The sequence below is a fragment of the Halorubrum salipaludis genome (genome assembly GCF_002286985.1).
GTDB lineage: Archaea > Halobacteriota > Halobacteria > Halobacteriales > Haloferacaceae > Halorubrum > Halorubrum salipaludis.
This window is the reverse complement of record NZ_NSKC01000005.1, coordinates 1-25,751: the sequence shown is the minus strand read 5'-3', so window position 1 is coordinate 25,751 and position 25,751 is coordinate 1. Positions and strand designations below refer to the sequence as shown.

At 69.3% G+C, this 25,751-nt stretch carries 22 protein-coding genes; 8 read left to right on the top strand and 14 right to left on the bottom strand.

Annotation, left to right across the window (positions count from 1 at the left end; all coding sequences use genetic code 11):
- Positions 1 to 330 precede the first annotated feature (330 nt).
- On the top strand, positions 331 to 1,458 hold the full coding sequence (locus CK500_RS16855) for a HEPN domain-containing protein (RefSeq protein WP_144049542.1): 1,128 nt from the start codon (positions 331 to 333) through the stop codon (positions 1,456 to 1,458).
- Positions 1,459 to 1,788: 330 nt separating this feature from the next.
- Here the strand turns inward: CK500_RS16855 and CK500_RS09970 are convergent, their stop codons facing one another.
- On the bottom strand, positions 1,789 to 4,092 hold the full coding sequence (locus tag CK500_RS09970; protein WP_095637092.1) for a hypothetical protein: 2,304 nt from the start codon (positions 4,090 to 4,092) through the stop codon (positions 1,789 to 1,791).
- Between the two features lie 120 nt (positions 4,093 to 4,212).
- On the opposite strand from CK500_RS09970, the gene ggt reads away from it, so the two are divergent.
- Both ggt and CK500_RS09960 read left to right on the top strand, forming a co-directional pair.
- The gene (ggt, locus tag CK500_RS09965) at positions 4,213 to 5,841 is read left to right on the top strand and encodes a gamma-glutamyltransferase (RefSeq protein WP_095637091.1); all 1,629 of its coding nucleotides are present in this window, start codon (positions 4,213 to 4,215) and stop codon (positions 5,839 to 5,841) included.
- 189 nt (positions 5,842 to 6,030) lie between these two features.
- The gene (locus tag CK500_RS09960) at positions 6,031 to 7,440 is read left to right on the top strand and encodes an ABC transporter substrate-binding protein (RefSeq protein ID WP_095637090.1); all 1,410 of its coding nucleotides are present in this window, start codon (positions 6,031 to 6,033) and stop codon (positions 7,438 to 7,440) included.
- A 355-nt stretch (positions 7,441 to 7,795) separates the two neighbouring features.
- Here CK500_RS09960 and CK500_RS09955 read toward each other — a convergent pair whose 3' ends face one another.
- The 4 genes from CK500_RS09955 to CK500_RS09940 form a co-directional block, all read right to left on the bottom strand.
- Positions 7,796 to 8,707, bottom strand: coding sequence for a DUF106 domain-containing protein (locus tag CK500_RS09955; RefSeq protein ID WP_095637089.1), 912 nt, complete (start codon positions 8,705 to 8,707; stop codon positions 7,796 to 7,798).
- Positions 8,708 to 8,795: 88 nt separating this feature from the next.
- Positions 8,796 to 9,419, bottom strand: coding sequence for an adenylate kinase (locus tag CK500_RS09950; protein ID WP_095637088.1), 624 nt, complete (start codon positions 9,417 to 9,419; stop codon positions 8,796 to 8,798).
- 49 nt (positions 9,420 to 9,468) lie between these two features.
- Positions 9,469 to 10,080, bottom strand: coding sequence for a GNAT family N-acetyltransferase (locus CK500_RS09945; RefSeq protein WP_233139080.1), 612 nt, complete (start codon positions 10,078 to 10,080; stop codon positions 9,469 to 9,471).
- Entirely contained in the window at positions 10,077 to 10,445 is a 369-nt protein-coding gene (locus tag CK500_RS09940) for a universal stress protein (protein ID WP_095637087.1), read from the bottom strand. Before CK500_RS09940 ends, CK500_RS09945 begins: the two co-directional genes overlap by 4 nt.
- A 176-nt stretch (positions 10,446 to 10,621) precedes the next feature.
- Here CK500_RS09940 and CK500_RS09935 point away from each other — a divergent pair, with 176 nt between their 5' ends.
- Both CK500_RS09935 and CK500_RS09930 read left to right on the top strand, forming a co-directional pair.
- On the top strand, positions 10,622 to 11,401 hold the full coding sequence (locus CK500_RS09935) for a DUF5806 family protein (protein WP_095637086.1): 780 nt from the start codon (positions 10,622 to 10,624) through the stop codon (positions 11,399 to 11,401).
- Between the two features lie 2 nt (positions 11,402 to 11,403).
- Complete coding sequence (locus CK500_RS09930; RefSeq protein WP_095637085.1) at positions 11,404 to 12,939, top strand: PAS domain-containing sensor histidine kinase; 1,536 nt, start codon at positions 11,404 to 11,406, stop codon at positions 12,937 to 12,939.
- A gap of 45 nt (positions 12,940 to 12,984) precedes the next feature.
- Here CK500_RS09930 and CK500_RS09925 read toward each other — a convergent pair whose 3' ends face one another.
- Positions 12,985 to 13,836, bottom strand: coding sequence for a hypothetical protein (locus CK500_RS09925; protein ID WP_095637084.1), 852 nt, complete (start codon positions 13,834 to 13,836; stop codon positions 12,985 to 12,987).
- Positions 13,837 to 13,996: 160 nt separating this feature from the next.
- The gene (locus tag CK500_RS09920; protein ID WP_095637083.1) at positions 13,997 to 14,614 is read right to left on the bottom strand and encodes a metallophosphoesterase; all 618 of its coding nucleotides are present in this window, start codon (positions 14,612 to 14,614) and stop codon (positions 13,997 to 13,999) included.
- Positions 14,615 to 14,760: 146 nt separating this feature from the next.
- Between CK500_RS09920 and CK500_RS09915 the strand changes: the two genes are divergently transcribed.
- A complete protein-coding gene (locus tag CK500_RS09915; RefSeq protein ID WP_095637082.1) occupies positions 14,761 to 15,957 on the top strand; it encodes a multicopper oxidase domain-containing protein in 1,197 nt (398 codons plus the stop codon).
- Positions 15,958 to 16,006: 49 nt separating this feature from the next.
- Here the strand turns inward: CK500_RS09915 and CK500_RS09910 are convergent, their stop codons facing one another.
- A complete protein-coding gene (locus CK500_RS09910; protein WP_095637081.1) occupies positions 16,007 to 16,462 on the bottom strand; it encodes a MoaD/ThiS family protein in 456 nt (151 codons plus the stop codon).
- A gap of 180 nt (positions 16,463 to 16,642) precedes the next feature.
- Here CK500_RS09910 and CK500_RS09905 point away from each other — a divergent pair, with 180 nt between their 5' ends.
- Positions 16,643 to 18,931, top strand: a complete 2,289-nt coding sequence (locus CK500_RS09905; protein WP_095637080.1) for a nitric-oxide reductase large subunit — start codon at positions 16,643 to 16,645, stop codon at positions 18,929 to 18,931.
- A gap of 22 nt (positions 18,932 to 18,953) precedes the next feature.
- On the opposite strand, the gene CK500_RS09900 is transcribed toward CK500_RS09905, so the two are convergent.
- The 4 genes from CK500_RS09900 to CK500_RS09885 form a co-directional block, all read right to left on the bottom strand.
- Positions 18,954 to 19,511 (bottom strand): diadenylate cyclase, encoded by a 558-nt coding sequence (locus CK500_RS09900; protein ID WP_095637079.1) that lies wholly within the window; start codon positions 19,509 to 19,511, stop codon positions 18,954 to 18,956.
- Between the two features lie 103 nt (positions 19,512 to 19,614).
- Positions 19,615 to 20,505, bottom strand: a complete 891-nt coding sequence (cruF, locus tag CK500_RS09895; protein WP_095637078.1) for a bisanhydrobacterioruberin hydratase — start codon at positions 20,503 to 20,505, stop codon at positions 19,615 to 19,617.
- Entirely contained in the window at positions 20,502 to 21,389 is an 888-nt protein-coding gene (locus CK500_RS09890; protein WP_233139073.1) for a prenyltransferase, read from the bottom strand. Before CK500_RS09890 ends, cruF begins: the two co-directional genes overlap by 4 nt.
- 8 nt (positions 21,390 to 21,397) lie before the next feature.
- Complete coding sequence (locus CK500_RS09885) at positions 21,398 to 22,897, bottom strand: phytoene desaturase family protein (RefSeq protein WP_095637076.1); 1,500 nt, start codon at positions 22,895 to 22,897, stop codon at positions 21,398 to 21,400.
- Between the two features lie 123 nt (positions 22,898 to 23,020).
- Here CK500_RS09885 and CK500_RS09880 point away from each other — a divergent pair, with 123 nt between their 5' ends.
- Positions 23,021 to 23,731 (top strand): SDR family oxidoreductase, encoded by a 711-nt coding sequence (locus CK500_RS09880; protein ID WP_095637075.1) that lies wholly within the window; start codon positions 23,021 to 23,023, stop codon positions 23,729 to 23,731.
- Between the two features lie 33 nt (positions 23,732 to 23,764).
- Here CK500_RS09880 and thiM read toward each other — a convergent pair whose 3' ends face one another.
- Together thiM and thiE are read right to left on the bottom strand one after the other, a co-directional pair.
- Complete coding sequence (thiM, locus tag CK500_RS09875; protein WP_095637074.1) at positions 23,765 to 24,628, bottom strand: hydroxyethylthiazole kinase; 864 nt, start codon at positions 24,626 to 24,628, stop codon at positions 23,765 to 23,767.
- A complete protein-coding gene (thiE, locus tag CK500_RS09870) occupies positions 24,618 to 25,256 on the bottom strand; it encodes a thiamine phosphate synthase (protein WP_095637073.1) in 639 nt (212 codons plus the stop codon). The genes thiM and thiE overlap by 11 nt, the downstream gene beginning before the upstream one ends.
- Positions 25,257 to 25,751 lie beyond the last annotated feature (495 nt).

The window sequence follows — 25,751 nt, the reverse complement described above, 5'->3', positions numbered from 1 at the left end:
AACGACGGCACGGGGATCACAACTGTTGAAGGACCGACTCGGTTGCTTTTCACCGTTGATGTGCTGGGTCGATCTCCCCGATGCTGTCTCTCTTCTCACCTCTCTAGCAAGATTGCTTCTCAGGATCCGCTCGATAGCGACACTGAACCGACCGTATGGTGATCCGATCCCGACGCCTTCTGCGGATTCAACAGAGCAATGTACTCCAAATTAATCGGGGTCGGAACAGGACAAGCCCTATTCTCCGGATGTCATCGTATTCTGGTTGGATCCTTTTGGAAGTCAAGCTAGGTGATGAGGTTTAAGCAACCACAGTCTGCTGAAATTCCTATGGAAAGGTATCAAGCCGCCTTCCGCCTTCATGGTCCTACAAAAATTGACACCAAGTATGAGTTCAGAGACTCTACCCTCGACGTAACTCTCGTACCAAAAAACAATGTCGACGAGATCTCCGGTGTTCTTGAGTTCGAGTACGAGGCGGAGAACCGCGAAGAGGCAGAAGAAATTGCAGACACCAAGCTTGAGGACAAAGCAAGAATAATTACTGGAGCGTTGTCGTTTACCTTCGAAGAGGGGATTTCAGTTGGTAGTCGGTACAAAGTTACTACTGCCGACGCAGCATACAAGGAACGGATTGACTCTACCCTACAGGCCGGTAGATACGTCCTCTCAATTGCAGAGCAAGTACATGCCAACATCGCAGAGTCAATTGAGAATGAGGAAAGTCTCAAACGTGCGCTCAACTGGTACAGCTATGGTTTGTCCACAAAGGCATCCGAAGACAGACTTGTTGCATTTTGGACCGGTTCTGAAGCGCTCGTAGACAAAAAGACGGAGGATATGCGCCTTTCAGATTCTCAGAGGGACGCAATTGTTTCAGCAAAGGAGCAGCTTATGCAGGATTTTGATGGTGACAGTCAGGTGGGAAGGTGGGTGGGCGGTCACTTCGGTAGCTTGTTATCTGGGTCTAATACGGAAAGTGACGATGAGGCTGTTCTTCGTGTGGCGAAAGAACAGGTTGATGAATCCCAGTTCTCCGATGAGATTGAAGAAGTCGTTGAAACGGTCTATAACGCCCGAAATGCGATTGTCCACCAGGGAATGCAAATAGATGATGCTCCTTCAAAGGCAGGCCTAGCTGAAAAGTTACTTCGAGAACTATTGATGTCGTCATTGTCAACTGCGTTTTCGAATTTTATCGGGGAGGAAGAACCGAATCGAATCGGTACACCAATTGTTTACTATAAAACGGCACTCCCGTTGGTATTCGAAGACTCGTATGACCTTGAGCTAACACGCGACGAGATTAAGAAACGGCTCTTTGCTCTCCACCGGGACTTGTATGAGGCATATCGCTTCCCCGCTCGAAACTTCGCTGGTGAAAATGAACCGCTACTGCAAGTCGGAGACAAAACGTTCAAACTCAATCCTGGATATGACTTTGAAGAGAGCGACTGAGCGATAGAATTCCTCTACATGGGGCGCATCTTAGATATCATCCCTGCGCCATCTATCGTTTTAGTGGGGATCGAGCTTTTCTATAAACAATCTCGTAAGTCGGTAATAATTACTGGTTCGAGTGCCGAGGCCACGCTTTCTCCGTGAGATAGCGGTCGAGGCTGATTCGTCCGGCGTCGAACGTCCGGCGCCTGAGCCGCGGCACCGCGAACGGCGATCGACTGCTGAGTCGGATTTTGTATAGCGGTTACCGATACATGTACGATGACGAGGGGTCGAACCGCCGGCCCGCGACGTTCGGCTGTGACCGCCTGACGAGCCGGCGATCCCTCACAGATCGGCGTCGATGGCGTCGTTCGCGCGGTCGATCCCGGCGAGCGCCTTCGGATCGATCGCCTCCACGGCCGCGTCGCTGTATCCCGCCTGATCGTCGGTCAGGAACGCGTCCCGAACGTCCCACAGCGACGAGGTCGCGGCGGAGAGCCGGTCGTCCGCCGCTCGCTCCTCGCCGCTCTCCGCGGCGTCGACCGCCCCCGCCGCCGACTCCCGGGCGCGGGAGATCCCGTCGAGCACCGGGTCGGACGCGGTCCGGTCGCGGTCGCGGTCCTCGTCCGTCTCGTTCTCGGAGTCGTCGTCCTCGTCGTCCGGCGCGAGCGACGCCGCGAGCGCGTACAGCTCGTCGAGCTCGTCGCGGAGCGTCCGCACGAGCGCCGCCTTGCCGGTTTCGACCCGCTCGCGGACCGCCTCGCCGTTCTCGTCGAAGGAATCCGGCGTCACGCGGTACGCCCCGCGCACTCCCGCCCTGTCGACCACCTCGACCGTGTAGCGGCCCTCGCGGTGGACCGCGACCGCGAACCGGTCGGTCTCGACCGGCTCGCCGTCGTAGACGACGCCGGCGTAGTCCTCGACGACGCGCACGCGCTCGATCCCGTCCGTCTCCCGGCCGTCGCCCCGGATCCAGCCGGCGTCCTCGCTGGCGACGACCGCGAGCTCTCCGTCGCCGCCGACCCGCGCGAGCCCGCCCTCGTGGACGAACCGGGACGCGACCGGCGCGATCCCCGGCCCGTTGGCGACGAGGAGGTGCGGGCCGGGCTCGACGCGGAGGTACTCGAACACCCCGCCTCGGGTGACCGTCGCGGTCGGGTCCTCGCTGGCGAGCCGGACGGCCAACTCGGTCGGGAGCGAGAACAGCGACACGCCGGCGACGTCCGCGACCGCGTCGGCGGCCCCGTCCGTGACTCCGTCGAGCGCGCCCGCGGTCCCGGCCCGGAGCTGTCGCACCCGGCCGACGACGCGGTTCGAGAGCCCGTCGGGCTCCGCGCCGTCGATCTGCCGCCGGTGCGCGGGGTCGGTGACGTCCGAGAGGGGGTCGGCGAACCGCTCCTGTTCCCAGGGGATGCCGACCGACGTGATATGGCTCGCGAGCGCGTCCTCGACGAACCCGGGGATCGCGAACTCGAAGCTCAGCTGCGGGCCGACAAAGTCGTCGATCTCGTCGCCGAGCGGCGCGAGGGGTTCGAGCGCGTAGGTCGCGTCCGCGTCGACGGCGCTGTCCGGGTGGGCGATCACGAGCCCGGGCTCGCGCAGGGGGAGGTCCTCGGGAGGGGTCGGGAGCCCGCGCCACGACCCGACCGTCACCCGCTCGTCGATCAGGTCGCTCCGCTCGATCGACAGCGAGGGGTGCTCGTGGAGCGGGGAGCCGTCGAGCTCCGGCAGGACGAACGGGAGCCGCGCGCCCTCGTCTCGGGGGAGACCGTAGGCGAAGGGCGCGCGGAGGGCCGCCGACACGTCGATCGCGTCGTTGGTCACGTCGGAGACGAGGTCGCCGACCGGGAGCCGCTCGAAGCTGGGGACGAGCCCGTTGACCTCGCTGGCGCTGGAGTGCGACCCCACCTCAGAGAGGATCCCCGGCCGCGAGCCGTCCGGGATCTCCGGCTCGAGGAACTCGTTGTTCGGGCTGGCCCGGGAGTGGGCGCTGGCGGAGAGCAGTATCGGGTCGCCGCTCTCGCGGTCGACAAACACCTGCAGCAGCTCCCAGTCGTGCCAGTGGAAGTTGACCGTGAACTGGTCGAACGCCGAGTAGAGCCAGTACTGCACCGCGTCGACGCCCGGCGCCGCCTCGACGACGTTGTAGAAGACGGTGGGCGCGGGCGGCGTCCCGGTCTCGCGGAACGCCGCCGAGTACTCGTCGAGCGCGGTGAACCCGTCGACGACGGCCCCCGCATCGGTCTCGACGACGTACGGCCGCGGGTCGGTGGGGTACCACTTCTCTAACGCGCCGAAGTACAGGTCGGGCGCGTACCGAGTGACCACCGCCGGGACCTCGTCGTCGGGGGCCTCCACGGGATCCTCCGATCCGTCGGTGTCGTCGCCCTCGTCGGTCCCGTCGCCGGGCTCCGCGTCGGGCTCCGGCCGCGAGGCGTACCAGGCGCCGGCGACGCCGGTGCCCGCGAGCGCGGCGAGCCCCGCGTACCCGAGGACGCGGCGGCGGTCGGGGTCGTCGGGGAGACGGTCGGAGTCGTCGGAACGACGGCCGGAATCGTCGGGACCACGGCCGGAATCGTCGGGAGACCCGTCGGTCGGCGGGCTCTCGGCGCTCGACTCCCCGCCGTCCGTCTCGGTCCGGTTGGTCATCTGTTCCCGTTACCTGAGGCGCCGAAATGCGTTAAACGTTACCTATTCACAAATAATACGCCCCGGGACACCGGAACTGTCCGGGGGGACGTTTAACCGCGCGCCGGCGAACGTGTGGTCATGGACCCAGACGTGGACCGCTTCGGCTCCCGACGGTCGACGGTGTACGGACAGCGCGGCGTGGTCGCCACGAGCCAGCCGCTCGCGAGCGAGGCGGGGATCGAGGTGTTGCGCGACGGCGGGAACGCGTTCGACGCCGCGGTGGCGACCGCCGCCGCGCTCAACGTCGTCGAGCCCACGTCGACGGGACTCGGCGGCGACGTGTTCGCCTTGTACCGCACCGCCGACGGCGAGGTCGGCGCCATGCGCGCCTGCGGCGGCGCTCCCGCCGACGCGACGATCGAGAACGCCCGCGAGGCGCTCGCGGCCGACGACGACATCGACGGCGACGACCCGAGCGAGGTGGAGATGCCGATGACGGGGGCCCAGACGGTGACGGTCCCGGGGACTGCCCGCGGGTGGGAGGCGACCACCGAGCGGTTCGGCGAGTTCGGGCTCGACCGACTGCTGCGGCCCGCGATCCGCTACGCGACGGAGGGGTACCCGGTCAGCGAAGTGATCGCGGACGCGTGGACCCACGGCGAGGAGCTGTTCGAGAGCGATCACGCCCGCGAGGCGTACCTCTTCGGCGGCGAATCGCCCGCGGTCGGGCAGGAGGTGACGCTCCCCCGACTCGGCGAGTCGCTGGAGCTGATCGCCGAAGAGGGGGCGGACGCGGTCTACGAGGGCGAGATCGCCGAGGCGATCGCCGCGGAGGTACAGGCGGCGGGCGGGTTCATGACAGTCGACGACCTCGCGGCGTTCGAGGTCGAGTGGCCGGAGCCGGTCTCGACGACGTACAACGGCGCGGAGGTGTACGAGCTCCCGCCGAACAACCAGGGGCTCATCGCGCTGGAGGCGCTCAACGTCGCCGCTGAGCTGGGCGCCGGCGAGTACGACTACGACAGCCCCGAGCGCGTCCACTACTTCGCGGAGGCGCTGAAGGTGGCGTTCCACGACGGCCACCGCTACATCACCGACCCGAGCTACGAGGAGGTCCCGCCGCTCGCGTCCGCGGAGTGGGCGGAGCGCCGCGCGACCGAGGTCGGCGAGACGGCCAACCGCGACGTGAGCTTCGGCGTCCCCGACGCCAACGCCGAGGACGCCGACACCGTCCTGCTGACGGTCGCCGACGAGGCGGGCAACGTCGTCTCGTACATCAACTCGCGGTTCGCCGGGTTCGGCTCCGGGCTCGTCGCCGGCGAGACGGGGATCGCCCTCCAGAACCGCGGCGCGTCGTTCTCGCTCGATCCCGACCACCCGAACCGCCTCGAACCCGGCAAGCGACCGTTCCACACCCTGATCCCCGGGCTCGTTCGCTTCGACGAGGACGACTGGGCCGCCTTCGGCGTGATGGGCGGGTACATGCAGCCCCAGGGGCACGTGCAGGTGATCTCCAACCTCGTCGACTACGGGATGCCGCTCCAGCGGGCGCTCGACGAGCCGCGGTGGCGTTACCGCGAGACCGGCGAGCTAGCGCTCGAACCGCACGGGGACGGGGGGACCGCCGCGAAGCTCGCTCGGAAGGGACACGACGTGTTGACGCTCCCGCCGGCCATGTTCGGCGGCGCGCAGATCGCGCGGTGCCGGGACGGCGTCCTCTCGGCGGCGACCGAGCCGCGAAAGGACGGGAACGCGCAGGGGTACTGAGACCTCCCGCTGCGACATGACTGATTTCCGTAACTAACCGCCGTTTCGCGGTGATCGGCGATGAGCGCAGACGCCGGCAGTCGGCGTCTCGAACGCGCTACCGCCCTCAAATCGGGACCGTATCGGTCCGCTGTGGTATTTGTGGGCGTGGATACACTTATAAACACACGTATGGTATAGCGTAACAGAATGACGCGAAGGAAACGCATACAGCGACGCGACGTACTCAAGGGCGCCGGAGTGGCCGGCATCGCGGCACTCGCCGGCTGCTCGACCGAGAGCGGCGACGGCTCGGACGGGAGCGACGGCGAGGACGGCTCCGACGGCAGCGACGGCGACGACGGGATGGACGGCGACGACGGGTCCGACGGCTCGGACGGGAGCGACGGCGGCAGCGCGCCTGACGCCGTGATGGTCGTCGGCTTCCCCGAGTCCGGCATTCAGCTGTTCCGCGACTTCTACTCCGAGTTCGCCGACGGCGCGCCCGACCTCGACATCGTCGTGCCCGACGGGCTGATCGACGCCAGCCTCCCCGGGGAGGTCGACAACGACATGAACAACGTCATCGGGACCGCGCCGTCCGCGGGCGGCCCGGGCGCCGAGTTCTTCGCCGACTCGTACGAGTCGGAGTACGACAGCGCGCCCGGCGTGTTCACCGCGCAGGCGTACGACGCGATGGCGGTCGAGATCCTCGCGGCGACCGCGGCGGGCGAGAACGACGGCGAGGCCATCCGGGACCGCATCCGGACCGTCGCGAACCCCGGCGGCGAGGAGTTCGGCCCGGAGAACCTCCCCGAAGCGGTCGAGACCGTGGCGGCCGGCGACCCCGTCCACTACGTCGGGGCGTCCTCCAGCGTCGACTTCGACGTCAACGGCGACATCGCCACCGCCGCGTACGACGTGCAGGACTTCCAAGACGGCGAGATCGTCACCCTCGACACGCTCGAGTTCGGGAACGAGCTCTCCGACGAGGACCTGAACGCGACGGCCGCGGACCCCGTCGGAATCGACGGCGAGTTCGAGGCGAAGATCGGCGTGTTGATGCCCGAGACCGGTGACCTCGGTCCGCTCGGGGGTCCGATCCGCGACGGCGCGCTGCTCGCGGCGACCCAGGTCAACGACGCCGGTCTGGACATCACCGTCGACACCCGCGTCGAGGACACGCAGACGGACCCGCAGGCGGGCATCTCGGGCGCGAACGCGCTCGTCGACGCCGGCTACGGCGCCGTCGTCGGCCCCGCCTCCTCGAACGTGAACCTCCAGGTGGCCGACCAGGTGTACATCCCCAACGGCGTCGTCGGGATCTCGCCGTCCTCGACGAGCCCGGACGTGACCGACTTGGACGACAACGGCTATGTCTTCCGGACCGCGCCGTCCGACCTCCTGCAGGGCCCGGCGATGGCCGAGCTCGCGCTGGGGGACATGGTCGGCGCCGAGAGCTCCGGGACGCTGTACCTCAACGACGCATACGGTCAGTCGCTCGAAGAGCAGTACGTGGCCGCCTTCGAGGACAACGGAGGGGCGATCGGCGAGCGCGTCTCCTTCGAGCCGGCGCAGGCGACGTACACCAGCCAGTGGTCGAGCGTCTTAGAGGAGTAAGCGCTCCGTAGCGACGGGCGGCCGTCGCCGAATTCCGCCTTTTGAAGCGGCGTCTCGCCGAGAGCCGTTTTCCGATCGATAGCGGGTGTGAGTCTCGCCGATCGATCGCGGCGAGACGGCTTTTAAAACCCGGGAGCGACGGCGAGGACCAGTTATAAGCATCCGCCAGCGCCACGGCAATCCGATTTATAAACAGCCACGCCACTACCGTGCGAGACCCACTCCCCTCCTCGATCGCCGTTTCACGGATACCGGCCGCACCCGATCTCGGCACACGCTTCTGGCTACGCGGGCGACACCGGCGTCGACGGAGAGAGGCGACGCCGCGGAGAAGGGTCGTCCGAGGCGACCTCGCTTACGAGGTCGACGGCGACATCTCGATGTTGAGGCTCTTCTGGACGAGCTGGGTGAACGCCATCGAACACAGGAAGTACCAGAGGATCCACATCTGGATCGGACCGACGATCCCCGTGTCCCACGTGACGGAGCCGGCGAGCGGCACGACGAGCTCCTGTGAGGCGACGGCGGGGTACGCGGCGTCGGAGCCGCGGTAGCCGATCACCCAGAACATCCACAGGAACGCCGGGATCGTGAGGAACATGATCCACACCATCGGGCGGAACTGCTCTTTGAACATGCCAAGCTGGTCGCCCATCGCGTCCATCTGCTCCTCCTGGATGGCGTCGAGCGCTTCCTGATCGTCGCGCTCCTTCGCCTCCTTCCGGCGGTCCTGGATGTCCTTCATCCGCTCTTGGTACATGCTCATCTTCTCCATGTCCATGAGCCCCGCACGCAGCAGGGTGGAGTAGAGCCCCGTCCCGAGCGCGATGACCATAATCACGACGTAGAAGGGAACGACGTTCAACATCGGCCCCAACACGAGGTCGAAGGCGCCGGCGATCGCGTTGCGGACCGGGTTGACGGCGTAGCCGACGAACGCGCCCACCGTCGCGAGCGCGGCGATCTTGTCCCACTTGGTCCAGGAGGTCGTCTCGGGGGTGTCGACGTCGCCGCCGCCGGTCAGGTCGTCGTCGTCCTCCAGCCCCGCCTCGATGGCGTCGCGGTCCGCGAGCGCGAAGCCGGTCTCGCCGTCGACGAGGATCTCCTTCTCGATGAGCCGGCCCCACTGGCCGCTCGTGATCTCGTCGCGGACGTCGACCCACCGAACCTCGCCGTCGGCGGCGTTATCGAGGACGACCTCGACTGCGTCTCGCATCTCGCCGTCGTCGCCGACCAGCGAGCGGACTCTCCGTTCGACCTTGCTCATTACCGCCCGGTTGTCGGCCGACGGTTAAGAACCTTGCAGGATCGGGCGGCGGTCGGATCGCCGCCGCTGAACCGACGACGACTCGGTCTTACTCGTCGAGGACGTCTCGAATGCGGTCGAAGACCTCGTCGGGCGCCGCCTCGCCGTCGACCTCGACGAGGACGCCCTCGTCGCGGAAGTGGTCGATGACGGGCTCGGTGTTGTCGTAGAACACCTCGAGCCGCTCGCGGGCGGTCTCCTCGGTGTCGTCGTCGCGCTGGATCAGCTCGCCGCCGCACTCGTCGCAGACCCCCGCCTCCTCGGGCGGCTGGAAGTCGACGTGGAAGTTCGCGCCGCAGTCGTCACAGACCCGGCGGCCGGTGAGCCGGTCGACGAGCACCTCCTCGTCGACGTCGAGGAAGATCACGGCGTCGAGGTCGGTGATCTCCGAGAGGTACTCCGCCTGCTCGAGGTTGCGCGGGTAGCCGTCGAGCACGAACCCGTCGGCGTCCGCCAGCGCGGCCTCGACGATCTCGTTGACGACCGGGTCCGGCACGAGCTCGCCGGCCTCCATGAACGAGCGGGGCGTCCCGTACTCCGTCTCCATGTCCTTGTTCGCGCGGAGCGCGTCGCCCGTCGTGACGTGCTCGACGCCGTACTCGTCGGCGAGTTTCGTGCTCTGCGTGCCCTTTCCGGCGCCCGGTGCCCCCAACAGCAGAATTCGGTGGCTCATACCGAGGGGTCTCCCGCCGCCCCTAAAGGCTTGAAGATTCCGGCCAACGCTACCCGCCGTCGGTCCCGGAGTCTCCGGCGCCCGGCTCCCCGCCGTTCTCGATTTCTCCGGCCTCTTCGCCGCCCCCGTCCGGGTTCAGCCGGAGTCCCATCTCCAGTTCGAAGCTCTCGGCGTCGGAGGTCTCGAACCCGATCTTCTTGTACAGCGAGACGGCCGCGCGGTTCCAGCGCTCCACCGTGAGCCACACCTTCCGGATCCCCTCGGCCTGCCCGTGACCCAGCAGGCCGCGGATGAGGTGCGTGCCGATGCCCGCGCGCTGGTACTCCTGGTGGACGAAGATCGCCAGCTCGTAGGCGTCCTCGTCGGGCACCAGCGTCGCGTGGCCGGCGACCTCGTCGCCGCACCACGCGATCACGTTGAGGCAGTCGTCGCCGAGGATCGCGTCCAGCCACTCGCGGATCCGCTCTTCGCCGCCCGGCGGGATCCCCTGCGCGCGGTCGGCCGGGTCGAAGGCGTCGTACATCTCGACGAGCGCCTCGTACCCCGCCTCGGTGCCCTCGTAGGGGCGGACCTCGACGGTGCGCCCCTCCCTGTCGGTGAACTCCGTGGGGGGAGCGGGGAACTCGTCGGCCACCGCCTCCGGGTATCCACGGTCGCTCATCTGACCAGCGTGACGGACGTCTTGGCGTTCAACAGTACGAACTCGGCGATCGACCCGATCGTGATCTTCCCCATCGGGCTCGTGTGGCCCCCGCCGAGGACGATCTCTTCGAACCCCTCCGTCTCGGCGATCTCCACGAGCCGGCTCCCGGGATCGCCCTCGACCAGCCGGACCTCGGCGTCGAGCGCCGCCTCCTCGATCGCCGACTCGGCCCGCCGCGCGATCTCGTCCGGCTCCACCGACGAGTCCGGGTTCTCGACCACCGCGACCGTGAGGTCGTCGTCCGCGACCGCCGCGCGCTCGACGGTCCGGTCGAGCGCGCGGAACGAGTCGTCGCTGCCGCCGATCCCGCAAAGCACCTTCATACGTGCCCCGTCCGCACGGCGGTACAAAAATGGATCTCCGCCGAGACGCGGTCCGGCCCCGTGACGGCGGGCGGGTTCGGGCGGTCCCCGGCCGCGACGCCCCCAATTCGCGCACTCTCGCGAGCCCGCGACGGCCACCGACAACCCTTTTGTTCGGCGGTAAGGTTACTCACGACATGAACGAATCAACCGATCCCGCGTCGGACGAGGGATCGGACGACGCCCCCGAGCCCCCGGACGCCGCGTCGGCGGGGTCGGCGCCGGCCGACGAGCCCTCGGCGCCCGACGCCGGCGAGACAGACGGGAGCGCCGTGGATGGTGAGGCGGACGAGCGCGCCCCCGGCGACGACGGAGATGACGCGGGGGACGGCGGAGCTGTCGCGGGCGACGAGGGCGGGAAAAGCGCCGAGCAGGGGCGAGACCAGGTCCCCCCGGAGGTCCGCAAGTACGAGCGGTTCAAGAAGATGGACGGCGCGCGCTACGAGCGCGTCAACGAGTTCCTCCGCGACCGGACGTACATCACGGCCCGCGAGTGGGCGATCGCGCGACTCTGCGCCGACTTCCGCACGGAGACGGGGGTCGAGATGACGAAGATCGGCGAGAACCTCCCGGAGCTGGTCCCCTTCATGACCGACACGTACACGCCGCAGGCGGTCAATCAGGCGCGCTACTCCTTCGAGGAGAAGGTGACGAAGGCGGGCGCGACGTTCCTCTACGGCGCGATGTCCGGCTTCTTCACCGCGGAGGACTTAGACGAGATGATGTACGAGGTGACGGAGGTCGCGAAGTTCCTGTTGGAGGTCGAGGGCGTCGACCTCGCGGTCGCCGACGAACTGGAGGCCGAAGACAAGATCAGCGAGGTGATGCGCGAGGTGCGCGCCTCCTCCGCCGACCTCCGCGGCGAGGAGGTCCGGTGCCCCGAGTGCGGGCACGTCCACGAGCCCAGCGAGGAGTAGCGATGGAGCGATTCCCGGAGGCCCTCGACGGGATCCCGGACGCGGTCGTGATCGTCGACGACGACGGGATCGTCCGGGCCGGCAACGAGCGGGTCGAGGCGGTCCTCGGGTACGCGCCGTCGGAGGTGGAAGGGACAGATTTCGAGACGCTGCTGTACGACCCCCGGGGCGGCGCGGCGGGGGAGGAGCTCCACCGCTACGTCGTCGACCCCCAGCCGCGCTCGATGGCGGCGAGCCTGGACCTGCACGCGCGCCGCGCCGACGGGAGCGAGGTGCCCGTGACGCTCAGCCTCGGCCCGTTCGAACGCGACGGCGAGACGTACCTCGTCGCCACGATCGTCGACGTCAGGGAGGAGCGCGCACAGCAGGCGGAGCTCCACCGCCGGACGCGGACGCTGGAGGCGCTCCACGAGGCGACCCAGGACCTCCTGAAGACGACCGACCGCGAGTTCGCAGCCGAGGCCGCGGTCGAGTACGTCGAGGAGGTGCTCGGCCACCCGATCGCGGCGATATGGCTGTACGACGAGCGCCGGGACCTGCTCGAACCGGCCGTCTGGACCGACGCGGCCGACGACCTCGTCGGCGACCACCCGACCTTCGGTCCCGACTCCCCGAGCATCTCCTGGGAGGCCTTCGAAACCGGCGACCCGGCGTACGTGGAGGACACGCACGCCGACCCGGAGCGCCACAACCCCGACTCGCGGATCCGCAGCGAGCTGATCCTCCCGCTGGGCCGGTACGGGCTCATCAACATCGGGGCCACGGATCCGGACGCGTTCGACGAGTCCGACCTCGCCGTCGCCCGCCTCTGGGCCGCCACCGTCACGATGGTGTTCGTCCGGATCGAGCGGGAGCGACAGCTCCGGGCCCGCGAACGGGAGATCGCTCGGGAGCGCGACCGGCTGGAGGAGTTCGCCAGCCTCGTCTCCCACGACCTCCGGAGCCCGCTCAACGTCGCGACGGGGAACCTCGACCTGCTCCGCGAGCGGCTCCGGAACGAGAACGAGGATCTGACCGAGATCGACACGGTCGCCCGCTCGCTCGGCCGGATGGAGGCGCTCGTCGAGGACATGCTGACGCTCGCGCGGCAGGGTGCCGCGATCGACGAGACCGAGGCGGTGGCGCTCGCCGACTTGGCGGCGGAGTGCTGGGAGAGCGTGGACACCGCGGCCGCCGAGCTCGTCGTCGGCGACGACCTCCGGTTCCGCGCCGACAGGAGCCGGCTGCGGCAGGCCCTCGAGAACCTGTTCGCCAACGCGGTCGCTCACGCCGGCGAGTCGGTCCGCGTTGAGGTCGGCGCCCTCCCCGACGGCGACGGCTTCTACGTCGAGGACGACGGCCCGGGCATCCCCGCGGACCGCCGCGACGAGGTGTTCGACGCCGGGGTCACGACCGATCCGGGCGGGACCGGCTTCGGCCTCAAGATCGTCGCCGAGGTGGCCGACGCTCACGGGTGGACCCTCGACCTCGTCGACGCCGCCGACGGCGGCGCGCGGTTCGAGTTCCGGGGGATCGAGCCCGCGGACGCCGACGCCTGAGATCCAGGCCCCGGCGTCGCCGGGTCCCCTCTTCTCGTCGTCGGTTCAGACCCCCTCGAACGACGGGAGGTGCCAGGTCGAGACCCCGTCCCCGTCGACCACGACGTCGACGTTCGGGCCGCGGTCGGCGCTCGGGAGCCCGACCTCGATCCGCCCCTGGCCGGTGATCCCGTCGTCCTCCATGCGAGCGGTGACGCGGTAACCGCCGCGCGCGTCCGCGATCGAGCGGAGTTCGACGGCGGTCTCCGGACCGACCGCGACGCCGCGGTCCGCGACGGTCTCGCTCGTCTCCACGTCGCCGACCTCCCGCCGCGTGACGGTCAGCCCGAGCTCGCGCGCCTCCCCGGTGACGTTGAGGAGGCGGACGCCGAGCGGCGGCGAGACGCGCTCGTCGCCCGAGGCGGTGTCGTTTCCGTCGGAAGCACCGCCGTCGCTGCCGTCGCCCTCACCGCCCTGACGGTCGGTTTCCGCGGTCCGGCGCCGCACGTCCAGCCGCAGGGTGCGATCCGGCGTCACCAGATACGGGACCGGGTCGCCGTACAGCTCTCCCACGGAGCGGTCGCCGTCGTCGGTCTCGTGATACACCGACCCGGCGTGCTGTGCGGTCGCGTAGTGGTCGTCGCCGGAGGCGTGATCGAAGGTCGCGGCCGCGTCGATCGACACCTCGACCGCCCCCGCCGCCGCCTGCCGGTTGTGCGCGCGGACCTCCTCGTAGGCGGCGACGTACTCCGCGACCGACTCGGCCGTGAGCTCGTCGGGGCGGTCCGGCGGATCGCGCTCCGCGACTGCCCTCCTCCCGTCGCCGTCGACGAGGTCGGCACAGCCGGCGAGGCCGCCGCAGATCCCGACCGACCCGACCGCCCCGCCCGCGCGGCGGAGGAACGCGCGTCTGTCCATACGGACTCTCGGCGCGGGCCCGGCAAAAGGTCAACGAAAGGACAAGCTCGCGTTTGCGTGTCGGGGCGGTCGCGCGCCGCCCGGATCGCTCCCGGTCGCGCGTCCCTCCCGGTCCCGTCGGCGCGCCCTCGGATCGCCCGTCCGCCATCCGACACCCGCGTCACGCGTCGAGCTCGTAATGGGTCACCGCGTCGGGATCCGCGGAGCCGTCGCGGGCGTCGGCGTCGAGGACCGCGACGCGGAAGGCGTCGTCGGCGCCGTCGACGGGGATGGGGAGGCCGCCGGGGTTCACCCGCACCGTCCCGCCGCGCTCCTCGACGCCGTGCGCGTGGGTGTGACCGTGGAAGACGTAGTCGTAGTCGCCGCAGTCGACGAGGGCGTCGACGACGACCCCGCTCGTCCCGTGAGTGACGGCGATGTCGACGGTGCCGTCGCTCTCGGCATCGTCGCTCTCGGCGTCTCCGCCGGAGCCCCCGAACGAGAGCGTCCCCGCCTCGCCGAGGTACGTCCCGAACGAGTCGACGGTCGACTCGACCGCCCACTCCCCGTCGTTGTTGCCCCGGACCGCGTAGAAGTCGAAGCCGGCGTCGGGGGCGCGGTCGCCGGGGGCGTCCCGGTCGGAGCCGTCGCCGCCGACGTCGAAGGGCGTCACTGAAAAGGGCGCGACGAAGTCGCCGCAGTGGACGACGGCGTCGACGCCCTCGCGTTCGAACAGCGATACGGCCGCCTCGACGGCGGCGAGGTCGTCGTGGGTGTCGGAGACGATGCCGATCCGCATCTCACGTCGGCCGTCGGGTCGTGCGGGTATAAATACCGGTCGTCGGCCGGATCCGACTGCATATAAACCGTACGACCGCCGACCGCGTTCTCACGGTCCGTGGATCCTGATTCCGGTTTATAAGTGTTCCCCGGTCATGTTCGGATATGACGAGAGACGGCGACAACACGGGTCGACGCACGGCTTCCAGACGCGGCTTCCTCTCGGCGGCCGCGGCGCTCGGGACCGTCGGGCTCGCGGGGTGTGGCGCCCCGCGCGCGGACGCCGGTGAGGGCGCCGAGAACGCCGTCACCGACGAGGGCGTTCAGGAGCAGGTGGCGGAGTGGTCCGGGAGCGACGCCACGGGCGTCGAGACGGACCACCCGTACACGTCCCCGCGGACGACGATCGACTTAGACGAGCGCGACGGACAGATCACGGTGTCCACGACGCCGTGTCGCCACACCCTGCTCGGCGAGGGGGCGAAGGGCGGCCCGTGGGAGCTGCCCGAGGTCTGGGCGTGGCAGACCCCCGACACGGACCCGAGCGTCCCCGGTCCCCTGCTCCGTGTCACCGAGGGGACCGAACTGGAGATCACCTACGACAACTCGGAGCACAACCGCCCGCACACCTTCCACGTCCACGGGCTCTCGAAGAGCTGGATGGACGACGGCGTCCCGACGACGACGGGCCAGCAGGTCGCGCCGGGCGAGGAGCACACCTACGAGATCGACGCGAACCAGCCGGGCACGCACCTCTACCACTGCCACTACCAGACCCAGAACCACCTCGACATGGGGATGTACGGGATCCTCCGCGTCGACCCCGAGGGGTACGAGCCCGCGGACACGGAGGTCTTCCACACGATCAAAGACTGGGACAGCCGGCTGTCGGCGTCGACCGCCGGCGGCGACGTCGACTTCAGTCACCGCGACCGCAACCCGGACGTCTTCACCGTAAACGGTCGCTGTGCGCCGTACACGTTCCACCCCGAGGAGGGATCCCCGCTGATCGTCGAGGAGGGCGACCAGGTCCGGATCCACTACGTCAACGCCGGCTACGAGTCGCACGCGATGCACACCCACAACCACGGGTTCACCGTCGTCGAGAAGGACGGCGGCGTGATCCCCGAGTCCGCCCGGCACCGCGAGGACGTGGTCCCCCTCGCGCCCGCCGAGCGCAAGACCATCGAGTTCACCGCCGACGCCGACCCGGGCGTCTACGCGCTCCACTGTCACAAGGTGAACCACGCGATGAACGGCGAGAGCTACCCCGGCGGCATGATCGGCGGGATGGTCTACGAGAGCGTAATGGACTCCGAGCAGTTCGCCTCCGTGATGGAGCTGGCGGGGTACGAGGGCTGATCGGTCTCGCCGAGCGGGGCGTCCGGTCTCGGAGCCCCCGAGTTCCGGGCTAACAGCAGAACATGAACGGGTACACCAGCGCGACCCGGTCGCCCTCCTCCAGCTCGGTGTCGAACCCCTTCTCGTTCTCGTTGAAGTGACCGTTCACGAGGATCCGGGCGTACGCGATCGTCTGCTCGCCGGCCGGGTTCTTCGACCACGTCCCCGGTAGCTCCTCGGGCGTCGGCGCCCAGCCGCTGTGGGTCGCCTCCGACTCGCTCTCCGCGATCAGCATGTCCTGTAGCTCCGGGTAGTCCGCGAACAGCTCGTCGAGGAACGCCCGGAGGGTGTCGCCCTCGAAGGTGTACTCGAACTCGTACTCCCCGAGCTCCGTCCGGACGTGGCCGGTACACCGCACCGTGACCGTGGTCTCCGCGGCCGTCTCCGACGCGCCCGTGGACTCCGGTTCGCGCTTCGACTCCGCTGCGCTCCTCGACTCCGACACCGCCTCGCTGGTCGTTGGCATACCCGCCCGTACGCGTCGTTTCCCGGTAAGCCACCGTGCGAACATGTTCGTAACTCGGCTCACCTTGCCGATCTCGGGGGAGAGCGCCCGGGACGCCGACGGGCGGTGTCAGTCTCCGGGAACGGCGTCCGAACATGTTGCCACCAAACTGATAGTCCGTGTGGAGACAACGCCCACGTGATGGAACTCACGCGCAAGACGATCGCGAAGGTCATCGTCGCGGCGTTCCTGCTCAATCTGGTCGTGATGGGCGCCGGGGCGTGGTTCGCGTATCAGGAGGCGCCGCCGATCCCGGACGAGGTCGTCGGCCCCGACGGCGAGACGATCGCCACGGGAGAGACGGTCCAGGACGGGAAGGCGGCGTTCCAGCAGTACGGGCTGATGAACCACGGGTCGATACTCGGCAACGGCGCCTACTACGGCGAGGACTACACCGCCGAGACGCTGGATCTGAAGGCCGAGCACATGCGCGAGTACTACGCGCAAGAGGAGTACGGCGCCGGCTACGACTCGCTCAGCTCCGCCGAGCGCGCGGGGATCGACCAGACGGTCCGCGACGACCTCGACGGCGCACACGACGGGAGCGACACCGTCGAGTACTCCGCCGCGGAGGCGTACGCCCACGAGCAGGTGCGCGAGACGTACGTCGAGCGCTACCACGAGGGCGACCACGACCGCGGCGTGCCGGTCGAGATGATCGACTCGACCGAGGAGGCCGAGGACTTCGCCGACTTCGCGCTGTGGACGGCGTGGTTCTCCCACACCGACCGCCCCGACGGCGACAACTCCTTCACGAACGAGTGGCCGCCCTCGCCGGCCGCCGGCAACGACGCGACCGGCGCCGCGATGACGTGGAGCGTGATCGCGATGGTGCTGCTCGTCGGCGCGGCGGGCGCCGCGATCCTCCTCTACAAGTCGGTGAAGCTCCCGGAGCCGTCCGCCGAGGGCATCACCGTGCCCGAGCCGGGCGACGTGAGCGTCTTCCCGAGCCAGCGCGCCGCGCTCCGGTTCATCCCCATCGCCGCCGGGCTGTTCTTAGCGCAGGTGCTGTTGGGGGGACTGCTCGCGCACTTCTACATCGAACGGGCCGGCTTCTTCGGGATCGAGGAGCTGTTCGGGGTCCACATCCTCCAGATCCTCCCCTTCTCGATCGCGAAGACGTGGCACATCGACCTGGGGATCCTCTGGATCGCGTCGACGTGGCTCGGCGCCGGGCTGTTCCTTCCGCCCCTCCTCACCGGCCACGAGCCGAAACACCAGTCACGGTACGTCAACGTCCTGCTCGGCGCGTTAGTGACTGTCGTCGTCGGCGGGATGGGCGGCATCTGGCTCGGCGCGAACGGCTACTTCGACGGGCAGCTGTGGTGGCTCCTCGGCAACGAGGGGTTAGAGTACCTCGAGGTCGGGAAGGTGTGGCAGGGCGGCTTACTCGTCGGGTTCGTGCTCTGGGCGATCCTCGCGATCCGCGGGCTCAAGCCGCTGCTCGACCGCGAGCCGGTGTACGGGCTCGCGCACATGATCCTCTACGCGGGCGGCTCGATCACCCTGCTGTTCGTCGCCGGGTTCATGTTCACCCCCACGACGAACATGGCCGTCACGGAGTTCTGGCGGTGGTGGGTCGTCCACATGTGGGTCGAGGGCGCCTTCGAGTTCTTCATCGTCGCGATCATCGGGCTCACGCTGGTCTCGATGAACCTCCTCACGCGCCGCAGCGCCGAGAAGGCGGTGGCACTACAGGCGCTGCTCGTGATGAGCACGGGCGTCATCGGCGTCTCCCACCACTACTGGTGGGTCGGGATGCCCGACTACTGGGTCCCGATCGGGAGCGTCTTCTCGACGCTGGAGCTGCTCCCGCTAATCTTCATCCTCTACGAGGCGATCGGGCAGTACCGGGCGATGACCGAGACCGGCGGGTTCCCCTACAAGCTCCCCTTCATGTTCATCGTCGCCAGCGGGATCTGGAACTTCGTCGGGGCCGGGGTGCTCGGCTTCTTCATCAACCTCCCGCTGATCAACTACTACGAGCACGGCACCTACCTCACCGTCGCGCACGCCCACGCCGCGATGTTCGGTGCGTTCGGGTTCCTCGCGCTGGGGATGGTGGCGTACATGCTCCAGCTGTCGATCGACCCCGAGCGCTGGGACGGCTCGTGGCTCCGGGCGTCCTTCTGGCTGTGGAACGTCGGGCTCGCGCTGATGGTCGGCATCTCGCTGCTCCCGGTCGGCTTCCTCCAGCTGGAGGTCGCGTTCACGGAGAGCTACGCCGCGGCGCGCAGCCTCGCGTTCTACAACGGCGAGCTCGTCCAGACGCTGTTCTGGGCGCGGCTGCCCGGCGACACCCTGCTCATCCTCGGGACCGCGATCTACTTCGCGGACCTGATCCGCAAGCGGTTCGTCCTGCGGAGCTCCGCCGACGACCCGACGATCGACGACATGGCCGTCGCGGAGGGGATCATCGACGACGACTGAGGCCGACGCGTCACTCCGCGCGTCACTCCGCGCGCCACTCCCCGCCGAGCTCGTCGCGCTCCATCGACTCCGCGTCGCCGTCGCGGAACAGGCTCACCCGTCCGGTCTCCTCGCTCAGCGTCACGGTCGCCACGACCTCCGGCCGGACCGAGGTCTCGATCGCGCTCATGTGCCGCGAGCCCATCCACGGCTCGTAGCTCACGTCGTCGACCAGATCGGTCTCCTCGCTGCGGGTGCCCAGGTCCCGGAACCGCACCATCTGCGCCTCGATCTCGCCGTCGACCGCGACGACGACCCCGCCGTCCTGCTCGCGGCTCACCGACTCGACCGCCTCCACGAAGGCGTCCTCCGCGAACGCGGTCGGACAGCTCTCCCGGGGCCACCGGTTCTCGCCCATCGGGTCGGCGTAGTCGCCGTACTCCCGGTCGGCGACGACCGCGAAGTAGAGCCCCGGCCCCTTGACGTGCGGCTCGTCCCAGCCGTCGAACGCGAGGCTGACGTGCTCGGCGCAGTAGGTCAGCCGGTCGACGACTTCCCGGACCCGCTCGTGGGTGCCGTACTCGATCGCGAGCCCGCTCATTCGGTCTCCTCCGCTCGAACCGTGGTACTCGTGTCGGCGGCGCGAACGCGCATGCGTTCGGAAACGGACGGGGCGTACATAAGGGGTCGCGAATCGCCCAGGCTCACGCCCGCCGCCACTGCGTGAACAGGCTCGCGTCGAACCGGTCGGCGCGGACGAGCCCGACGCCGAACGCGACGGCGACGGCGGCGGGGAGCAGGTTCCCGTACCAGAGGTTGATCCCGCCCCAGAGGATCACGAAGCTCACCATGTCGTCGAGCATGAACTCGCAGTCGCGGAGGCGGTCGGCGAGCGTCGTCCCCGCGAACGCGCGGTCGAGCGCGACCACCGCGACCGTCGCCGACAACACCCAGCCGGCGTAGTTCGAGAGGGGGACGCCGAAGAAGGCGCCGCCGCCGAACGTCCAGAAGCCGAGCGCGACCGCGCCGGGGTCGAGCACCACGTCCATCGCCACCACGGCGGCGATCACGGTCGCGAGCCGGAGCCAGCCGTTCGACGCCCGCGGGCCGAGGAGCAGGAGACAGAGCAGGTAGGCGTTCACCACGAGCGGGATGAAGAAGACCGGGAGCGCCAGCGGCACCCCGCCGAGCATCGGGCCGAGGCTCACGGTGTACTCGAAGGTGCCGTACGGCCACCCCGTGGCGACGCCGAACAGCTCGATCGCGTAGGTGTAGGCGACGAGCGCGCCGATCCATCCGACCGCTCGGCGGTCGACCGCGGGCAACACCCCGACGACGAGCGGCGAGCGCATCACTAACACGCCGAAGAGGACGAACCAGGGGTTGAACGCGAGGGGCTCCGGTACCCACCCCTCCGCGCTGCCGACGAGCGCGAGCGCGCCGACGAGGGGGAACAGCACGGCGATGGTGAAGCGGTTCTCGCGGACGATCCGGTCGAGCAGGCGCTCCGCCTCGCGGCGGGTGTCGGGGAGCCGTGCGCGGAGCGCGTCGAGTCCGCCCGCCGTCGAGGCGGAGGGTGGAGGGGAGTCGCTCACGCGAGCGCCTCCGTGATCGGGTAGACGCGCCAGAGCCCGCCCATCGCCAGCAGGGTGCCGACGGCGGTGTTCAGCGCCGGGAACCACCAGTAGGCGCGGTCGACCGCGATCGACGACCGGGCGACCCACGCGACGAAGACGGGGTAGACGCCGAGCAGCGCGCCGAGCCGGGGGTCGACCGCGGCGAACCCGACCGCGGCGGCGACCCAGCAGGCGGCGCAGTAGGCGTACGTCCGGCGCTCGCCCAGCAGCGTCGCCGTCGTCCGGATCCCGGCGGCGCGGTCCGGCTCGATGTCGGGGATCGCGGAGAAGGTGTGCATCCCCATCGCCCAGAGCCACGCGCCCGCGAGCGCCGCGAGCGGCGGGTGCGTCCCGGCCACGGCGGCGTACGCGGCCGCGCCCGGCAGGACGTAGAGCCCGTTCGAGGCGGAGTCGAGGAGCGGGGTCGTCTTGAACCGGAGCGGCGGCGCGCTGTAGCCGGCGCCGAGCAGCAGGAAACCGGCGAGGTACGGCCACGCGACCCGCGGCGTGACCGCGAACGCGGCGAGCCCGAGCGCGCCGGAGGCGACCACCGCGAGCGAGACGAGCCGGTCGCCCCGCCAGCGCGCCTCGCGGTCCTCCTTCTTCGGGTTCAGCTCGTCGATGTCGGCGTCGAAGGCGTCGTTGACGCCGTAGAGGAAGACGTTCGCCGGCACGAGGAAGTACGCCGCGAGCCCGACCGTCATCGGCGTGAACAGCCCGCCCACGTCGGCGATCCCGTAGGTGACGCCGACGGCGACGGGGCCGGCGAGGTACAGCCAGAACCGCGGCCGCGACAGCACCAGCAGGTACCGGCAGAGGTCTGGGAGCGAGCGTCGGCCGGGGTCGGTCGCGGTGTCGGTCACGGCTCCGGTCACGCCGTCTTCGACAGCTCCTCGGCGGTCAGCTGTCCGCTGATGAGACACATCGGGACGCCGATACCGGGGGTCGTCGTCGACCCCGTGAAGTAGAGCCCGTCGACCGCGTCGGACCGGTGGGACGGCCGGAGCAGCGAGGTCTGTCGCAGGGTGTGGGCCAACCCGAGCGCGCTCCCCTGATAGCTGTTGTACCGGTCGGCGAAGTCGTCGACGCAGAACGTCTCCTCGAAGACGATCCGGTCGCGCAGCTCCGTCCCGGTGTTCTCGGCGATGTCGTCTATCACGAGGTCGCGGTACTCCTCGCGCAGCTCGGGGGTGTCCTCCAGTCCGGGCGCGATGGGCACGAGGGCGAACAGGTTGCTGTGCCCCTCGGGCGCGACCGTGTCGTCGGTCTCGGAGGGGACACAGAGGTAGTAGGCGGGGTCGTCGGGCCACGACGGGTCATCGAAGATCTGCTCGAAGTGCTCGTCCCAGCCCGTCGGCAACACCAGCGTGTGGTGTTCGAGGTTCGGCACGTCGCCCTCGACGCCGAGGTACAGCAGGAACGCGGAGGGGGCGTACGTCCGCGACTCCCAGTACTCCTCGCTGTACTGCCGCTTGTGTTTCGGGAGCAGCTCCTGTTCGGTGTGCGCGTAGTCGGCGTCGGAGACGACCAGGTCGGAGAGGTAGCGCTCGCCGTCGGCGGTGTCGACCGCGAACGCTCCCCGGCGGCCCTCGATGGCGGTCACTTCGGCGTCGGTGACGTACTCGACGCCGAGGTCGTCGCCCAGCTCGACGATCCCGTCGACGACGGCGCCGATCCCGCCCTCGGGGTAGTAGACGCCCATGTTGTAGTCGACGTGGCTCATCAGGTTGTACAGCGCGGGGGTGTTCGTCGGCGAGCCGCCGAGGAAGACGAGGGTGTACTGCATCAGCTGCTGGAGCTTCGGGTGATCGAAGTAGTCCTCGACGTGTCCCTGCATCTTGCCCAAAAGCGAGAGCCCCCACGAGTAGCGGAGCACGTCCCTGTCCACGTAGTCGCGGAGCCGCGGGCGGTCCTCGTACACGAAGTGCTCCATCCCGATCTCGTAGGTGCGCTCGGACTCCTCCAGATATGCCTCGAACGCCTCGCCCGCGCCGGGCTCGTACTCCTCGAAGAGGGCCTTGTTCGCCTCGCGGTCGGGGAGCACGTCGACCTTGTCTCCGTCCTTCCAGAACACCCGGTAGTGGGGGTCGAGCCGCTCCAGCTCGTAAAAGTCGGACGGCTCGCGGCCGAAGTGGCCGAAGAACCGCTCGAACACGTCCGGCATGAGGTACCACGAGGGCCCCATGTCGAACCGGAAGCCGTCGGCCTCCAGCCGGCTCGCCCGCCCGCCGAGCTGCTCGTTCTTCTCCAAGAGGGTCACGTCCGCGCCGGCGTCGGCGAGGTAACACGCGGTCGAGAGGCCGCCGAACCCGCCGCCGATCACGACGACGGATTCGCCGGCCACGGCGTCGATATCCGGGGCCACGTCCATGTCCGATCGTACGGCGGCAGCGGTATAAATACCGGCCAGACGGCAGCGGGTGCCGCGGAGACCGCGGGCCGAGCCACCGCGAGTGAGTACGCCTAAGTCGGCGACCGCCCTACCGATCCCCACATGGATCCCACGGTCGCGATCACCGGCGCAACGAGCGGGATCGGGCGGGCCGTCGCCGAGGCGTTCGTCGACGAGGGGGCGTTCGTCGCCGTCTCCGGGCGCGACGGCGACGCGGTCGACCGGACGGTCGCGGCGCTGAACGGGGACGGAGACGGCGGCGACGCGCCAGGAACCGCCTGGGGCGCCCGCGTCGACGTCCGCGACGAGTACGACTTAGAGCGGTTCTTCGAGGGCGTCGCCCGGGAGGCCGGGCCGATCGACGCGGTGTTCGCGAACGCGGCCGTCTTCCACGGCGGCCCGGGCGAGCGCCCGATCGACGAGACGAGCTACGCCGACTACGACGACACCATGCGGACCAACGCCCGCGGCGTCTTCGCGACGGTCGCGGAGGCGGTCCCGCACCTCACCGCGGACGCGCGGGTCGTCGTCCCCTCCGGGGCGGTCGCCCACGAGTCCCGACCGGGGATGGGGGCGTACGCCGCCTCGAAGGCGGCGGCCGAGGCGGTCGCGCGCGGGTTTGCCGCCGACCTCGACGCGGCCGTAGGGGTCGTCGATCCCGGGCTCGTCGCGACCGACCTCACCGGGAAGGAGCGCGCCCGCGACCCCGAGAGCGTCGCGCCGCTGTTCGTCTGGGCCGCGACCGAGGCGCCCGCCGAGGACCTGAACGGCGAGCGCCTCGGGCTCCGCGAGTGGAAGTCGGCGACACGGTGAGCGACCGACCGAATCCGACCGCAGTCGCCGGAGTCAGACCTCCTCGATCCGCGAGGCGGCGTCGAGCGCCGGGCGCTCCGACGCCAGCGCGGCGACCGCGTCCATGAACGCCGTCCGGTAGCTCGCCGGCCCCGCGGGGTCGCGCTCCGCGGCGCGCTCGCCGGCGATCCCGTACGCGACGCACGCGGCGAGCGCGGCCTCTGTCGTCGACGACGGCGGCTCGGCACCCTCGCCGACGACCGCCGCGAACGTCCCGAGCGTGCTCGCGAGCATACAGCCCGAGCCGACGAACGAACCCATGCGCTCGTGGCCGGCCGACACCTCGTAGGCCCTTTCGCCGTCGGCGACGACGTCGGTCGGCCCGGAGGCGACGACGACAGCCCCCGTCTCCGCCGCGAGCGCCCGCGCCGCGTCCGGGAGGCCGGCGTCGTGCTCGCCCACCGACTCGACGCCGCGGACCGTCGCCTCCTCGCCCGCGAGCCCGCGGACCTCCCCGGCGTTGCCCTTGATGGCGTCGAACGCGACCGCGTCCAGCAGCCGCCCGACCGACTCGACGCGGTGCGGCGTGGCCCCGTACCCGACCGGGTCCAGCACGACCGGGACGCCCGCCTCGTTGGCGCGCCGGCCCGCGTCGACCATGGCGTCGACGTCGGTCGTCGACGCCGTCCCGGTGTTGATCACGACCGCGTCGGCGCCGGCGGCCATGTCGCCCGCCTCCGCCGGGGCGTCGGCCATCACCGGCAGCCCGCCCCAGTGGAGCGTGACGTTCGCGGTCTCGCTCGTCGTCACGTCGTTCGTCAGGTGGTGGACCAGCGGCGGGGTCGCCTCGACCGCCGCCAGGGTCTCCCCGACCGGCAGGTTCTCGGCCGGCAGGTCGTCGACCGGCTCATCGCCCATCGCCGACCACCTCCCGGAGCTCCGCGGTCGCGGCGCGCGGATCGTCCGCGGCCGTGATCGCCGAGACGACCGCCACGCCGGCCGCGCCCGCCGCCGCGACCGCCCCCGCGTTGCCGGCGTCGATCCCGCCGATCCCGACGACGGGGAGGTCGACCGCCTCCGCGATCGCCGCGACGCGCTCGGGGCCGACGCCGTTCGACTCCGACGCCACGTCCTTCGTGTCCGTCTCGTACACCGCGCCGACGCCGAGGTAGTCCGCGCCCGCGTCGGCGGCCGCCCGCGCCTCCGGGACCGTCGACGCCGAGACGCCCACGATCGCCTCGTCGCCGAGGCGCTCGCGGGCGACCGCAGCCGGCAGGTCCGACTGCCCGAGGTGGACGCCGTCGGCGTCGACCGCGGCGGCCAGGTCGACCCGGTCGTTGACGATCAGGGCGACGCCGGCGTCGGCGGTGAGCTCGCGGAGCCGGCGCCCGAGCTCGTACCGCTCGCGCGCCGACCGCCCCTTCTCGCGGAGCTGCACGGCGTCGACGCCGCCGTCGAGCGCCGCCTCCACGATCGCTTCCGTCTCTCGACCGGCCGACCGGCTCGCCTGCGTCACGAGATACGCCCGCCACTCGGTGGGATTCATTAGTGGTACCTTCGGGTGGTTAGTGAAAAGTGGTTCCGTCTGACGCGGCGCGTCTTTATAAGTGATTCCGCCGTCACTAGCGGGGTAATCGAAACGCGAAAAATGAACCTGTTGAAACCCTCAGAAGAGACACACTCTGTCCCTATTGCGGTCAATACAGGTACTGTAGTAATTGATATCGGGAGTAGGTCTTGCAGATCGATAGCGGCGATCCGGTATTTAAACATCCAAGAGCGACGGCGACGACCACTTATAAAACAACGCGGTGGCGCGTGCCTCCGAGTGGCCGCCACTGGCGGCCGCGAGGAGCACGCGCGAGGGAGTCGGCGGCGACTAACGGGAGCCGCCGACGAGGCTGGGGAGGCGTGAGGCTGCGGTCTGCGGTTGGGTGGGACTCAAAGGGGCAGTCGCAAGGGCAGCTTAGGCGACGCTAAGCACCGCAGTGAAGGAGCGACAGCGACTGAACGAGGCGCGCAGCGAGCGTAAGCTGCCCTT